This window comes from uncultured Slackia sp. (assembly GCF_959608125.1).
Taxonomy (GTDB): Bacteria; Actinomycetota; Coriobacteriia; order Coriobacteriales; family Eggerthellaceae; genus Slackia.
The window spans coordinates 156,764-172,502 of the sequence record NZ_CAUHPG010000001.1; the positions used below are offsets into that span (position 1 = coordinate 156,764).

Annotated in this window: 11 protein-coding genes; all 11 read right to left on the reverse strand. The window is 64.1% G+C overall.

Features of this window, described 5'->3' with window-relative positions:
- Window positions 1-151 precede the first annotated feature (151 nt).
- Entirely contained in the window at window positions 152-751 is a 600-nt protein-coding gene (locus Q6E04_RS00690) for an L-threonylcarbamoyladenylate synthase (RefSeq protein ID WP_303248923.1), read from the reverse strand.
- Window positions 752-1,158: 407 nt separating this feature from the next.
- Window positions 1,159-2,712, reverse strand: coding sequence for a hydantoinase/oxoprolinase family protein (locus Q6E04_RS00695; RefSeq protein WP_303248924.1), 1,554 nt, complete (start codon window positions 2,710-2,712; stop codon window positions 1,159-1,161).
- Between the two features lie 79 nt (window positions 2,713-2,791).
- Window positions 2,792-3,880 carry a DUF917 domain-containing protein gene (locus Q6E04_RS00700; protein WP_303248925.1) on the reverse strand — a complete coding sequence of 363 codons (1,089 nt, stop codon included), beginning with the start codon at window positions 3,878-3,880 and terminating at the stop codon, window positions 2,792-2,794.
- Entirely contained in the window at window positions 3,873-4,973 is a 1,101-nt protein-coding gene (locus Q6E04_RS00705; RefSeq protein WP_303248926.1) for a DUF917 domain-containing protein, read from the reverse strand. Before Q6E04_RS00705 ends, Q6E04_RS00700 begins: the two co-directional genes overlap by 8 nt.
- A 109-nt stretch (window positions 4,974-5,082) precedes the next feature.
- A complete protein-coding gene (locus tag Q6E04_RS00710) occupies window positions 5,083-6,432 on the reverse strand; it encodes a cytosine permease (RefSeq protein WP_303248927.1) in 1,350 nt (449 codons plus the stop codon).
- Between the two features lie 304 nt (window positions 6,433-6,736).
- Complete coding sequence (locus Q6E04_RS00715; RefSeq protein WP_303248928.1) at window positions 6,737-7,117, reverse strand: DUF3784 domain-containing protein; 381 nt, start codon at window positions 7,115-7,117, stop codon at window positions 6,737-6,739.
- 104 nt (window positions 7,118-7,221) lie between these two features.
- The gene (locus Q6E04_RS00720; protein ID WP_303248929.1) at window positions 7,222-7,986 is read right to left on the reverse strand and encodes an ECF transporter S component; all 765 of its coding nucleotides are present in this window, start codon (window positions 7,984-7,986) and stop codon (window positions 7,222-7,224) included.
- On the reverse strand, window positions 7,987-9,471 hold the full coding sequence (locus Q6E04_RS00725) for an ABC transporter ATP-binding protein (protein ID WP_303248930.1): 1,485 nt from the start codon (window positions 9,469-9,471) through the stop codon (window positions 7,987-7,989).
- Complete coding sequence (locus tag Q6E04_RS00730; protein ID WP_303248931.1) at window positions 9,453-10,319, reverse strand: energy-coupling factor transporter transmembrane protein EcfT; 867 nt, start codon at window positions 10,317-10,319, stop codon at window positions 9,453-9,455. The genes Q6E04_RS00725 and Q6E04_RS00730 overlap by 19 nt, the downstream gene beginning before the upstream one ends.
- 98 nt (window positions 10,320-10,417) lie before the next feature.
- Window positions 10,418-11,209, reverse strand: a complete 792-nt coding sequence (locus Q6E04_RS00735) for a DUF4430 domain-containing protein (RefSeq protein ID WP_303248932.1) — start codon at window positions 11,207-11,209, stop codon at window positions 10,418-10,420.
- Window positions 11,210-11,213: 4 nt separating this feature from the next.
- Window positions 11,214-15,739: DUF4430 domain-containing protein (locus Q6E04_RS00740; protein ID WP_303248933.1), on the reverse strand; the 4,526-nt coding region annotated here is incomplete at its 5' end.

Consider the following 15,739-nt stretch of genomic DNA (forward strand, 5'->3'; position numbering starts at 1 on the left):
TAAAGTAACGTATAATTCCAGTTCGTAGGCAAAATGACCGCAAAAGGGAAACGAGCTTCGCATGCTCAAGAACGAAAGGCGAAGGCCTGGACGGCTATCCATCCAGGCCTTCGCGGCAAAGATTCTTTCAAGCCGATCAAGCACGGCTAGGCTATACAAGCGCAAACAGATCCTTCTCCGTCACCGAGCCGTGGCGCAGCACCATCGGACGCGACCCCGTACAGTCGACCACGGTCGAAGAAATGCCGCTGCGCGGCGAACCGTCGCCGAGCGCAGCCGCTACCAAGCCAAGCAGCTCGCGATCGACCTCGTCGAACGTGTGCGCGGGAGGCTTCCCCTGAAAATTGGCGCTCGAGGTTGCGAGCGGAAAGCCGACGCGTTCGATCAACGCGAGCGCGACGGGATCGTTCGGCATGCGCAACGCGATAGTGCCGTTCTCGGCGCGAAACGCCTCGGGCACATTGCCTGCAGCCTTCACGATCAAGGTCAAAGGACCGGGCCAGAACTTCTCGGCCGCCGCAAGCGCATACGCAGGAACATCGCGGCCGTAGAACGCGAGCGCGCTCTTTTTGCCGACGAGCCAAGGGATGGCCTTATCGGAATCGCGGCGCTTGATGTCGTAGAGCACCTGGGGCGTTTTCGCCAGGCCAACCGCCACGCCTATGCCGTAAACGGTATCGGTCGGAAACACCACGGGCTTGCCTGCGGTCAGCGCCGCAGCGGTTTTCTCGATGCTATCGGTCTGTTTCATGAAAACCTCGCTTTCACGGCCGCGCCTCGGCGGCATCGTCGATTCCGCATAATACCCGCAGGCAAGCACGCGACGCGTTTCAGCAGCCATTCGTTACAGCTTCAACAGAACGGCCGCCGGTATTTTGGAAAAATCAGCAACATGAGGCCGAAAAATCGAAGCTCTGCCACGCGCAAAGCCCCGAAGACGCCCCATTATCACTTCAGAATGCTCTTTAATACTCATCTAATTGATAAATGTAGAATAAAATGACGCACCAAAGCAGGGCAGCGCGTCCATTCGTGGCAAACCCTCGAAAAAATGGCCGCAACGGCCTCTTTTTTCCAAAGAACGCCCCAAAGCGCCGCTCGACAGCCAAAGGGCCTCCGACACGAAGCCGGAGGCCCTCCTTCGAGCGCGCGGCGCGGCTATTGCGCCAGATCGCCCGCCGCCTTCACCTTCACGCGGTTGGTGTGGCCGGGATAGTACTGCAGGGGTACGTCCTCGGAATCGATGATTTCCACCGTCTCGCGGATGGCGCCTGCCTCGACCGCCTGGTCGATGGCCGCAGCGCGGGCGGCGGCCAGAGCCTGCTCGCGCGGCGTCACGTCGTAATCGACGAGCGCCTCGTATGTACCGCTCACCTTGGAAATGGCGGAGCCGATCGCATTGGCGCAGCCGGAGTGCTCAGGCTTCACGCATTCGGCCGTGCCTGCCAGGTCGGTCGGCAGGATGATGCAGCCGCCGCCCACCAGAATAGCGTCGATGTCGTCATTGGACACCTTCATCATATCGATGCCCTCTTCCACCAGCTCGCGCATGGCGTCGAGCGCCTTATTGGCGAAGGCCTCGTCGATATGCGCGACCTTGGAAGCGTCGCCCACCTCGGCCATGCCCAGACGCACCGCGATATCGGTGGCCGTCATGACGTCGCCGCCGAAAACGAGCGCGTGCTTGGTAATCTCGTAGCCCACCGAATCAGGACCCACGGTGACGCGGCCGTCTTCATGCTCGCGCACGATGGAGCCGCCGCCCAGACCGATCGAGATGACGTCGGGCATGCGGAAGTTCGTGCGCACGCCGCCGATCGTCACCGCCACGCCGCTTTCGCGCGGGAATCCGCTCTGCAGAACGCCCAGGTCGGTGGTGGTGCCGCCCACGTCGATAACGATGGCGTCTTCCATCTTGGACAGATAGCTTGCGCCGCGGATGGAATTGGTGGGGCCGCATGCGATGGTGAGGATCGGATACTGGCGAGCGTGCTCGATGGTCATGAGCGTGCCGTCGTTCTGAGACAGGTACACGTCGGCGTTCGTGATGCCGCGTTCGGCGAGGCTTTTCGCGAAGCCTTCGGTGAAGCGCTTGGCGACCTCATGAAGAGCAGCGTTGAGAATGGTGGCGTTTTCTCGCTCGACCAAACCCATGGAGCCGATTTCGGACGAAATGGACACGTGGACGTCTTCGCCGAGCACCTCGCGCGCGATCTGCGCGGCGGCAAGCTCGTCGTCGTTGCGGACGCTAGAGAACACGCAGCTGATCGCCACGGCGCCGACTTTGCCCTTCACGCCCTCGAAGAACGAACGGCACGCCGCTTCGTCGAATTCGGCGAGGCGCTTGCCGTCATACTCGAAGCCGCCGCCGATAATGGCGGAATCCACCGCGACGGCCGCGATGTCGTCGGCCCAGTCGACCATCGGGGGAATGCCCACCGATGCAGGCGCGCCGATACGCAGGATGGCGATGGGAGCCAGGCCCTTGCGCTCGACGATAGCGTTGGTGCACTGCGTGGTGCCGAGCATCGCCTGGCCGATCTGCGCCGGATCGACGCCGCTCGCAGCCAGGACGGCGTCGACCGCGCCCATGATGCCTTCGTAGATATCGCCCGACGTAGGGTTCTTGATGGCAGCCACCACATCGAGATTCTCATCGATCAAGACCGCGTCGGTGTTCGTGCCTCCGACGTCGATACCGAGTTTATACATTGGTTCCTCCTCTTTCGAAACGCCCCGAAAGGCGCGTCATCCGATCGAATGCAAGGCGCCGATACGCCTCGTTTCGACGCTATTTCTTGCAACGCTCCTCGACGGGGATATAGTCGGTGTCGAGGCCGAAATAGCGCGGTCCCGCGAGCTCGAGGCCCTCGGGGGTACGCCACAGATGGAAACATGGCAGCCCCACGGCCAGCACACGCTTGCCGTACTTGAGCGCATCGGTGGGAATGGGCATGAACGTCTCCGTATCCACCAGGCAGATCAAGTCGGGAGTCGTGGCAACGATCTCGCCCTCGACGGTGCAGGCGAGATTCTCGTTCTGGAATTCGACGAACGCATTGCGACCCTTGTCCTCGCCGATGCCGTCGAGCATCACGCGGCCGAAATTGAAACCGCCGCGCGTCTCGCGCACCAAGTCGGCGATCTTGCCCTTGAACAGACGATGGCCCTGGGTGTATTCGAGGAAGTACTGCTCGGGCGTCATGCCTTCGGGACAATTCTTGATCGCTCTGATCGTACGCCCGAGCTCCTGCGAACGCGTCACGATGCCCTTCACGCCGAATTCCTTGACGACGCGCGCCTCCATGACGTACTCGACGCTCAGCACCGATCCGCCGCATGCGGTGCAGCCCGCGCGGCACACGGTTTCGACCCATTTGTTGGTAACCGTCTCCATCAGGCCCAGGTTGCCCTTCTCGTCGATGAAGATCATCGGGCTTGCGCTCTGGCCGCCGATGGTGAACGTGACCATCTGGATTTCGGGGAACGCACGGCCCATGCCGTCCACGTCCACCATGGGAAGGCCGAGACGCGCCGCCGCAGCGATCGGCAGCATGGAGTTCACACCGCCCGCCTCGATCGGCATGACGGCGGTCGCCTTCTTTCCGTAGTAGGTCTCTATCATGTCGAGCAGCTTGGCGAATTCGTTGTTGCCGACGGCTTTCTCGGTCAAAATCGTGGGAGCGCCGACCGACGCCACGGGAACCACCACGGCATCGTCGTCGAGCTCATCCACGTCGATCAGCGTGACCTCGCCGCATTCCTTCACCGCGCCGATAGCGGTCAATTTGCCGATGTACGGGTCGCCTCCGCCGCCCGCGCCCAGAAGCGCCGCGCCGAGAGCGATCTCTTCGATATCCTGTATGCCCAGCTTACGCATTGGTCCCCCTTGCAGACGCGCGGTCTTCCACCGGCACGTAATCGATATCCAGCCCGAACCAGCGCGGACCGGCAAGCTCGAGGCCGCCTTCAGTACGCCATGCCGGATCGCACGGCAGGCCGACGACCAGCACGCGCTTGCCGTACTTGAGGTTCTCGGTGGTAACAGGAACGAACGTCTCGGAATCGACCAGGCAGATCAGGTCGGGAACCGTGGCGACGATTTCGCCGTCGACCTCGGCGTAGATGTTCTCGTTCTGGAACTCGACCACCGCCTCGCGGCCCTTGTCTTCCGCGATTCCCTCGAGCGTCACCTTGCCGAAGTTGAAGCCTTCGCGCGTTTCTCGCAGCACGTCGCAGATCTTGCCCTTGAAGAAGCGCAGCGCGCCGCTTTCGCGCAGGAAATACGCCTCGGGCTCTTCGCCTTCGGCGTCGGACGCGGTACGGATGACGCGACCGAGCTTCTGAGCATAGTCGACCGTACCGGATACGACGCTCGTCTTCATCTTCGCGCCCGTCATCGGCGAAGCAAGCGTGGTCACTTGTCCGCCCGAAGCCGTGGTGATTTCTCGGCCGATCGATTCGGTCCAGTCGTTATCGATGGTGTAGAGAACAGTGCAGTTCCCCTTTTCATCGGCGATGATGAACGGGTTGGTGGACACGCCGTTGAGCGTGAACGTATCCTGCTGGATGCCGGGAAATGCTCGGCCCATGCCGTCCGCATTGACCAGAGGAAGTCCCGCGCGCGCCGCCGCGCTGATCGGAATCATGGAATTCATGCCGCCGGCCTCGGACAGCAGAAACGCATCGAGCTTCTTGCCGAGCATGCGCTCCATCATCGCGCGCACCTTCGGATACTCGATGCCGTTGGTGCCCTTCTCGAGAGAAACGCTCGGCGCGCCCACGCCGCAGATGGGAGCGACCGTCCAATCGTCGGGAACCTCATCGGGGTCGAGCAGCGTCACGGGACCATGCTCCTTCACGGCGGCAATGGCCTCGAGGCGGCCCATATACGGATCGCCTCCGCCTCCCGAACCGAGGAGCGACGAACCGAGCGCGATATCGTCGATATCTTCCAAACCTATCGTGCGCACGTCGATATCCTTTCCTTCTTCGTCCGCCCCGCAGAGCGAACCTTTTCCTTACATGCCGAAGGCGCCCGCGCACGCACGGACGCCCGGTTTCCTCAATAACGACGCCCGTCTAACGCTGCGGGGTCTTGATCTGGATGGGACCGTCGAACGACGGCAGCTTCATGGCCTTGTAGATAAGAACGTACAGCGCCATGGAAACCACGATACCGTTGACGGGCCCGAGCAAAAACGGAATGTCCAAGAACGCGAGCGCGGTGCCCGCGAACGTGCCGCCCGTGATCATAGCCACCACGGCACCGACCACGAAGCTCACGATGCCGGGAATCGACACGCCGTCGAGCGGCTTGAAGTTCTCGGGACGCGCCTTGCGCACCAGCCAGTAGTCGGCGATCATGGAGCCCGCCAGCGCCGGAATCATGGCCGAGAGCAGCGTAAGGAAGAACGTGAAATGGTCCATGATGCCTATCGCCGCCAGCACGATGCCGATCGCGCCCGACGCGATGGTTGAAATCTTGTAGCCGCGTTCGCCCTTGCCGAGCATGACCGCGAAAGCCAGGCCTGCCGAATAAGCATTGCTCACATTGACGGTCCACGTGCTTGCCACAAGCGCCACCATGCCGACCACCGCCAGGCCGAGGCCCGCCATGATCAGCGTGATATCGCCGCCCGACTCGGGAACCACGATGGCAAGCACCGCGCCGATCATCATCACGACGACGTTTGCGGGCCACACGCCCGCCGCCGAAGATATCACGGCGTCGCGACGGCTTTTCGCATAACGGGTGAAATCGCCGATGGTGGCACCGCCGAGCGCGAACAGGCCGACGGAGATATTGATGCCTGCGACCAAGCCCATGCCTTCGGCGGGAACGTAGTCGAACACGCTGTCGACACCCGCACCCGAAACGGACACGACCAGGCCGTACATGCAGATGATGAACAGCAGCGGCAACGCGATGTAGTTGACCCATTTCACGCCGTCGAAGCCGAACACCGCCGTGACCAGCATCAAGCCGCCCAGCACCACCGACGATACCCAGACAGGAATCTCGAAGCCGGTGATTTCGGCAAGAGCGATGGAAAACGACGAGCCGCATACGGCCGTCTGCACGCCGAACCAACCGATGAGCGCCAGGCCCACGACGATGCTGATCAGATAGCGCCCGCCCGTCTTGCCCAATGCCGCAGTGGAAAGCGCCGAGGTGGGAAGACCCAAGTCGGAAGACTGCATGGCGACAAGCACCATGTAGGCCGTGATGATACCGAAGCCGACGAAAGCAGCGATGAAGCTATCGCCCAAGGTAAGCGCCGCGCCGAGGGCCGCGCCCGTCATAAGCGTCGAAACGTTGAACGCATTGCTGATCCAGATAACCGTAAGCGGCCACAAACCCCGCTTCTCCGATTCGTCGACATGCATTCCTTCGGTTTCGAAGCTCATAGCCTCGGATTCAGACGACATAGACGCCCCCTTTCGTGCGATACGGCCGATACGTCGAAGACGCGGCAGGCGAACGCCTTTCCGAACCGTGCAGGCGACACGAAAAATCGCCCGAGGGCGATCGGTGTCGGCGCTCATGCCCGCATCTCGACAATGCGCCTCAGTCTAGCACACTAAAGCGCGATATTGATACGGAATGTATCGTGTAACATGCACGAAAACAGGAAATCGACGGTTGAATTTAAGCTATAACGCATCAAATAACGCATAACGAAGACCTTCATGCACGACGGCCGGCACATCGAGTCCGGCCGCAGACGGCGCCCTACCGCGCCTTCTTCTTCGACTTCTTCTTCCCATGCGTCTGTATTCTGCAGCGGCTTTCGATGCGCGACACGCTCCAAACAAGAGACAAGACGATGGCCGCGAACATGACGACAGTATATGCGGACATCACGACATCGGGCAGGCCGCTCGTCAGCGCAACATACCTTAACGCGATGAAGACGAGGACGGAAACGCCCGCGACCGCCGCGAACACGCCCGTGATCCTGCAGGCACGCGGCACGTCGTAGGACGCCTCGCGCTCGGCGGGATCCATGCGGTTCAGCGTGGCGACCATGAATACGCCATGCCCCGAAAAGAGGATGACTGCCGATATCAGGCACGCCGCCGCGACGAACCCTCCGATGACTATTTCCGTCATTGCCTTCGCTCCTTGCCGTATCGGGCCTCGAACGACCGATTTTCCTTCTTATGGCATTCCGAGGCCCTGCGGATGATGACGCCGCCTCGATGCGTCACACCATATCACGTCGATCGGTCGCCAAGGGCGTATTTACGCCCTATACGCGTCAGCTTGCGCCGCCAGGGCGCATACAGAGCCAAGAGAAACGCGACGGTGGCCGCTGCATGCACCGTATCGAGCGGCAATGCCGCCGCATAAACGGCCAATGCCTGGACGATGCTTTGGGGATGGAAGAATCCCACGATGCTCCACGTGTTCAAGACGAGACCGTAACCGAACCCCGACGCGAACCCGTAGCAGCACATGACCGGAAGGCTTTTCTCGAACCCCGCCTGGGCAAGCAGCCCTGCTCCGTAGCCGATCATGCCCCATGCATACATCTGCCAAGGGGTCCAAGGTCCTTGCCCGAAGAAGAAATTCGAAGCCAGGGCCGCAAGCGCGCCCACTAAAAAGCCGCTGCGCCGCCCGAACACGGCGCCGGCGATGATCGCGATGGCCGACACGGGCTTGAAGCTCGGAAACGGAGCGAACAGGATGCGGCCCGCCGCAGCGAGCGCGGCGAGCACCGCCACGGGCATGATGTCGCGCAAACGCGGGCGGCTTGCCTCGTAGCCCGCGAAGAACAGCAGCAGCGCGCAAGCCACCACGACCATGCTCGCAAGCGCCGTCTGTTCGACGCCGCACCAGGCGCAGGCTATAAGCGCCGCAGGCACCGCGCCCACGGCGAACGCTTCGGCAAGAAGGGGGAAAACGCGCAGCCGCAGACGGCCCGGCGCGCGGGCAGCAGACGCCTCGGACGTCTGCGCCGCATGCTTTCGTGCGCCCATCTAGACCTCCCCGAACAGACGCGCCTGCACGTTCGGACGATAGACCAGGTTGTTCGCGAAGAATTCTTCCGCGCCTTCGGTGCAGGCCATCTCGCCGTCGAAAAGCATCGACACCTCGTCGGCTGTCACCAACGCGAAATCGAGATCATGCGTGACGATGACGACCGTGCGCCCCTCGTCGGCCAGCGTGCGCACGATGCGCGACGCATCGGCGCACGACGCAGGATCCAGGCCCTTGGTGGGTTCGTCCAAAAACAGCAGACGCGCACCCGTGAGCAGCAATTTCGCGAAAGCGAGCTTCTGCTGCTGGCCGCCCGACAAATCATAAGGATGCTGCGCGGCATGCTGCGCGAGCCCGAAACGACGCAGCGCCTCGGCCTCGTCGTCTTCGCCGTAGCCGCAGCGCGCGCTCCACTCGTGCAATTCTTCGGCCACGCTGTCGCACACGAACAGGGCCTTGGGGTCTTGCGGCATCAAGGCCTGCGAACCCGCCAACGCGTTTTTCACGCTGCCTCGCTGCGGACGCAGGATGCCTGCCATCAGCTTGAGCAGCGTCGATTTGCCGCATCCGTTACCTCCCACGAGCGCATGCACGCTGCCGCGGCGAACTCGCAGATCCATGCCGCGCAGCACCCAAGGCGCCTGGCGGCCATAACGCACGAACGCGTCGCGGACCTCGATCGCAGCCCCCGCCGACGCCAATTCCTCGCGGCGCGCCCTCCTGCGCGGAGCGACCTTCGCTTCCGCCTCTTCGCGCGACGCGGCCGCGCCCAAAGGCCGCAGCTCGATCACGCGCGTCGCGTACGCGGACACATCTTCGGGAGCATGAGTCGCCATGACCACCGTGATGCCGAGCTCTTTATTCACGCGCGCAAGCATGAACAGGAAGCGCTTAAGCGCGTTGGGGTCGAGTTGAGCGGTCGGCTCGTCGAGCAGCAGAAGTTGCGGGCGCAACGCCAGCACGGCCGCCAGGTTGACCAGCTGCTGTTGGCCGCCCGACAACGATTCGACATCGCTGCGCACCCACGGCTCGATGCCGAAGAAATGGGCGACCTCCGCCACGCGACGGCGCATCTCGTCCTGCGGAATGCCGAGATTTTCAAGCCCGAAGGCGAGCTCGTGCCACACGGTATCGCAGACGATCTGGGCGCCGGGGTCCTGCATCACATACCCGATCGAAGACGCGCTTTCCAGCGGCGTGAAGCCGTGCACGACTTCGCCGCCTTCCACAAGGGCGCGCCCCGCCACGCGCACGGACCCGGCGCGCGTTCCCACGGGCGAAAGCTCGGGCTTCAGGCTGCGCAGCAACGTGGTCTTGCCGCAGCCGGTCGAACCCACGATCACGCAGAAATCGCCCTCTTCCACCTGAAAGCCCACGTCGCGCACGACCCATACGGGACCGTCGAGCCCAGTCCGCGAACGGGACGGCCGCCCTTCCGCAGGCGGATACGCGAAGGAATAGCCTTCTACTTCAATGAACGCCACTGCCACCACTCCTTCGCCTGCAGCACGATAGGAATCGCCAAAAACGCGGCATAGGCCGCATAGCCCGCCTGCATATGCAGCGGGGTCATCACGGGATAGAACTCATAAGCCGCACACGCGGCCGCGATCAGGCCCGCATTCAACGCCGCCAAGGCGACGATCAGCCCCGTCAGCGCGGCGTCGGTCGATCCGAAGCGATAGCGCCTATACGTGCTGCGACGCGCCCCGCAGCCGTAGCCGCGGGCCCGCATGGCGTCGGTCCGGCCGATGCCGTCCTCCATCCCCCACTCCATCAGCACCGATACGATGCGGAAACGGCCCTGTGCCGCATCGCGTTTCGTGACAGGGGCGGCGGCGCTCGCCGCATCCTGCACGGCGGCCACCGAGGCGCCGCGCGAAACGAATTGCGGAACCAAACGCAGCACCTGCGACGCCATGAGCGTCACCGTCGGCGCGACATTGCCAAGCAACGCGAGCGAATTCTCGCTGGTCATACAGCGGGCATACGAAGCGAACCACAGAAAGACCGCCGCGAACATGCCGCCCGAGCACAGGCCGTAGACGACCGATTCGACATAGACGACCAGGCCGCCGACGCGAAAGAGCTCGGTCGAGCCCGATGCGGAGAATAGCGGGTTCGCGCAAGCCATGATCGCACACATCGGTGCTACCCACGTCAGAGAACGCGCGGTTCGACGAGCGCCGCGCAGCACGATCGATGCAGCGAGCGCGCCCGCGAGCGAAAGCGCCACGTACACGGGATGCATGGCGGCCATGGAAAGCAACGCCGCGCTCACGATGAACGAGAACGCCGCCGCGGGATGGTAGGACGAAAACGCGTGGTGCATAAGAGGATGCGCATTCCCTTCTTCTCTTTCCGCCGAAACGCCCGCACGATGCGCGGGACCGGCGAAAGACGGAAAATCCGCCCTTCGCCGGCTTGCAGCTAGCCGTTGATCGAGGTCACGTAGCGCCACGCCACGACGTCGCCGTCGGAGAGCACATACGACCCGCACGCCACCGAGGGGTCCACCCCGTTGACGGAGTACTTCCAGCCGCTCTGGCTGCCGTGGTCGAACTCGGCGAGGCCGCCGATGGCGCGCACGTAGTTCGGACCGCCGTTCGGCGTGGTCAGCTGGCACAACGCGTCATAGACCGTCGAGCCCTGGGGTAGCGAGAACGAACCCGACCCGGAAACGGGGTTGCCCACGATCGAGGAATCCACCGTCACCGTCACGTTCACCATGCGCGCGGCGGGAGGCTCGCTCGCCGAAGACTGCGACTGCGGCGCAGGAGCGGGTTGGACGGTCGCGACCGCCGCAGGCTGAGACGCCTCGGCCGAAGCCTGCGGCGCGCTCGCCGACGCGGAATCGGCGGCGTCGCCTTCGACCTCATGCGATGCGTCCGACGCGTCCTCGTCGGGAGCGGCGGTCTCGTCTTCGCCCGTCTCGACCGCGGACTCGAAGGCCGCAGGGGCCTCGGCCGCCATCTCGCGTTCGTCGGACGACCCGCCGCCCGCGAGCGAAAAGGCCGAAACGCCGATCAGCAGGGCGGAAAGCACCGCCACCACGGCGATGCCGATGCGTTGGGCGCGCACGTTGCGCGGCGCGCGCTCGACGCGCTCGGCGGGCATCGCGGCGGTTTCATCGGCAGGGGCGCCCACATGGAGCGCCGCTGCGGCGGCGGAATCGCGTCCGCCGCCCTGCGCGTCGTTTCGACCGGTCTTATGGTCTTGCATACGGCTACCTTCCGTCGTTCTTCCTCGTCTTCATGGCCCAGGCGATGGCGACCGCAAGGCCGCACACGCCCACGGCAAGGCCGACGAACGGCCACCACGGCATCGAGCCGCCCTGCTCGGGCTGGGCGGCGTCGGATGCCGCCGAAGACGCCTTCGCAGCAGCGCCCTGCGACGAAACGAACGCCTCCGCAACCGCCTCATCGGCCTCGACGGCCGCAGCGGCAGAAGCGGCCTGGACGGGAGCGCCCGCCGCCGACAGCACCGTCTTGCCCGCAAGCACCGTCTGCGCGATGCCCGCGGACGAAGACGCGCCCGTCGAAGCGTTCAGCGCGCCGCCCGCGGACGGCGCGTTCTGACCGCCCTGCTCGACAGGCGTCCATTTCGCGTAAAGCGTCATGTCTGCCGAAGGAGCCGTGGCGAAGTCCCACGCCTGCTCATATGCCGCATCGGCATACCAGCCGTCGAACACGAAGCCGTCGCGCGTCGGATCGGCCGGGCGCGCAAGGGCGCGGCCCTTCGCCACGAACGCCGCGTTCACGGCGCTGCCGCCGCACGAATCGAACGTCACCTTCCACGACTCGGCGCCTGCAAGCGAGAACAGCACGCCCGAATCGTTGGCATAGTACAGGTTGCCCTGGGCGTCGGCCACCACCGTGGAGGTGGAATACTGCTGACGGCCCTCTTCGGGCACATAGATCTGCGTCACCGCGTCGTCTTCCAAACAGTACGCATACACGCCGCCCGGTCGGCCGTTGCAGGTGAAATAGACGTACGTCTTGCCGCCCGTCATCGAGACCAGCGGCGCCGCCTGCGCTTTGCCGTTGCCGCCGCGCGCGGTGGCAACGACCGTCATGGAGGCCAGGTCGATCGCCGAAACGGTGCCGTAGCCCTGGGCGTCCACGCCGCAGACGAACGCCTTGCCGCCTGCCACCGCAGGCGTCGACGTGGACTCCTTGGCGAACGGAACCGACGCCTTCAGCGCCAGGCGGTCGCCCTCGCGCGCGATCTTGTGCAGCGTGCCGTTATCGCGCGACACGGCCAGCAGCGTGTCAGCATCGCCCGGAACCGAAATCACGCCGGCGCGCACGGCGCCGCCGAGCCCGGAAACGCTCGAAAGCACGTCGCCGGTCGATCCGTCGATCAACGACACCGTGCCCGACTCGTCGCCGATCACGATATCGTCGCCCGAAGCGGCAGCGCCTGCCCAGTAGTAGCCTGCGGCTTCGCCCGTCTGGGCCGCGTCGGACATCTTCGTCCACACCACGCGGCCGTCCTTCGTATCGACGCACACCAGCGCGCCCGCGACCGACAGGTCCATCGACGCGCCCAAGCTGCCCGCCATAGTGAAGCCGGCGTAGACGTAATCGCCGTTCACCGTGAGCGTCGAAAGAGCCTGGTACTGATTGCCCGCGCGCGCCTCGAGCGCGCCCAGAGCATCGCTGATCCACACGCACGTCAGCGTGTCGGCCGTGAAGGCGGCGAGGCTTCCGTCTTCGCGCGGCACGATCACGATGCCGCCCGCATAGGCGGGACGGCAGAAATAGCCCGCCCGCGCGCCGATCGACGTGCGGGCCTTTTCGACGCCCGTCTTCGCGTCGAGCACGCGCAACGCGGTGCCTGCGACCACATACAGGTCGCCGTTCACGATCAGCGGGTCCGATCCGCTCTTTAGACCTTCGCCGAACTCATACTCCCAGTTCAGCTGCGTACCGGCCGTAGGCGTGGGGGCCTGCGTGACATTGCCGCCCTGCGTGGAGCCGCCGAACATGGCATGCTCGCCCTTGTAGTCGGGACGCGGGGCGGACGGATCGATCACGATATCGTCGGCATCGGGCAGCTCGGCGCCGTAGGTGGTGTAGCACCAGCTCACCGTGTCGCCTTCGGCAAGCACCACGCCGCCGGCGCCCATTTCGGACTGCACGCCGTTCACATAGAGGCACCAGTATTTGCCCGTGGCCTCGTCCCATCCCAGCACGCGGCCGTCGAAGGGAGACGTGATCGTGCTGAGATACCAGCCGTAGGCGCCCGTGCCGTAATCGGCCTTAAGGCCCGCCTGGGCGAACAGGGCCTCGGACAGGTCGGCCGCCGTGGCGCCCTCGTCGAGCTCGAAGCTCGCGGGAGCGGCCCAGCGCTGGGCGACGCCGTTGGCGTCTTCGCCCATGACGTCGATCGTCGCGGACACCTTGCCTTCGGGGGTCATCGATTCATCGGAGCCGTAGACCCACGTCACCGTATCGCCGGGCTGCAGCACGACGCTTCCCGCACCGAGCTGCGAATACACGCCGTTGACGAACAGCTGCCAGTAATCTCCCGTGGCTTCGTTCCATCCCAGCACGCGGCCGTCGAAGGGCGAGGCTATGCTGTTGAGGAACCAGCCGTACGAACCCATGCCCGTATCGGTCTTCAAGCCTGCCTGGGCGAACAGGGCGTCGGACAGCTCGGCCGCCGTGGCGCCGCGCTTCATCGTGAAGCTCGTCGAAGGAGCCCAGGTTTCGCGATCGCCCGCGGCGTTCTTGCCGTAGACCGCAGCGCTGACCGACACTTCCTCGACGGGAGGCTGCGAGCCGTCGGTCGAATACGACCACACCACCGAATCGCCCGGCTGCAAAACGACGCCGCTCGCCCCCAAATCGGAAGACACGCCGTTGACGAACAGCTGCCAGAACTTGCCCGTGGACTGGTCCCAGCCGAGCACGCGGCCGTCGAAGGGGGACGTGATCGTATTGAGGAACCAGCCGTATTCGCTCGTGCCGTAGTCGGCCTTCAGGCCCGTGGCTTTGAACGCCGCCATGGAAAGGTCGGCCGCCGTGGCTCCGGTGTCGAGCGTGTACGTATCGGCCGCGGCCCACGTCTGCGGGTTGCCCTGGGCGTCTTCTCCCACCACGGAAAGCGTCGCCGTGACCTTCGGGTTGTCGACGCCCGAGGTGCCGAGCACCGTGAAGCTCGTCGAAACGTCGCGGTCCGCGAGCTGCGCGAACTTCGAGCCCCACGCAGGATCGGATGCATAGCGCTCGGCATAGCGGGCGAACGCCTCGCTCTTAAGGCGCGAGCTTACCGTGACCTTCGTGTTGTATTCCGGCTGGGAGACGTGCAGATTCTCGTGCTTAACGACAGAGGGAACGCTCGATTTGAACGTACGATAGCCCGCCTGTTCGGACGCGTTCGGAAGATCGTCAGGCACGATGCCGTCGGGGGCGTTGTCGTGAACGTCGTACGACCACGCGACAGAGCCATCGCTTGCGCGATACGCCTTCTGGAAAGAATGCAGATCCCCCGTCACCGCATCGGCGGGCTGGCCGTTCAGGATGGCCGGCGCATAGCCTGCGACCGCCGCATCCATCAGCGCGACCTCGGCGTCGATTTCGGCGGCCTTGAGAGGCAGGACCGTCACTTCGATCGTTTTGGCGGCCGACACGGCGGCATTAGACGCGCTTTCAACGGCGGCCGTCAGCTTCACCTTCACCGGCTCGGTGCCGGGCAGGCCTCGATACACGTTGGCGCGATAGCCGTTCACCACGATGGCATCGGAATCGGCCGTATACGTGACCGGATAGTATTTTCCGTCCACGCCGATTTGGCGCGCCGTCGGCAGTCGAAGGTCGCCCGTCACCTTCGACGGGTCGACGGCGGAAGCGCCGTTTTCGGAGTACTCGAGCGATTCGGGCTTGAACGCGTCATCGAGCTTCTGCGCGAGTTCCTTGCGATCCTCCTCGACCTTCTGAGGGTCGCCCTTCACCACCACGGTAAACGTCTTGGAGGCCGAAAGGCCCTCGGGACCGCCCGCGTTGAGCGCGGCGTGCACCGTCAGATTCACGGTCTCGTCGGAGGCGGACCTGGACACCTTGCCCGTGTAGTCGGAGAATCCGGGCCTCTGAACAGCGATGCGTTCGGAATCGGATTCCCACGTCAGGAGATATTTCGACTTCGCGCCCGCGCGGTGCGGCAGCGTCAAGTCGCCCGTCACGGAATCGGCCGTATCGCCCTGCGCGTAGCCGATGGCGACCTCTTCCGCCGCCTTCTGGAGCAACTCGGCCAGCTTCGCCTGGTTCCACGGAACCATCACGGCCTTGTTGGGACGGTAATCGACGGTCTCGCCCTGCTGGGCAAGCTCGAAAGTCACCTTGGCCGATCGCAAGGAGTCGATGTTGTAGCCTGCATACGCATTGGGGTCGATGCAGAAATACGTCACGGCGCCGTTCGTGGCATCGTCGGCCGAGGAAATGCCCACTTCGGCCTGGGGGTCGGTCTGGGAGAACTCGACCGCCTTCACGCGAACGGAAACGCCGCTGAAGCCCAGTTCCTCGATTTTGGCGGACAGCACCTCGTTGATATTGCCGCCGTTCTCGCTATACAAGAGTTCCGGAACGTAATACTTGTCTTCGAGCTTCTTGACCAGCGCGGCAAGCGACGCCCCGTCGATCACGGGCTTTTCGAAAACCGTTTCGACGGACGAAGCGCCGCTCGTGGCGACCGCCTTCAGATACTTGCCCTTGGCGGCCGCAGGCACCGCGATTTCCGCCCCGGAAGCAT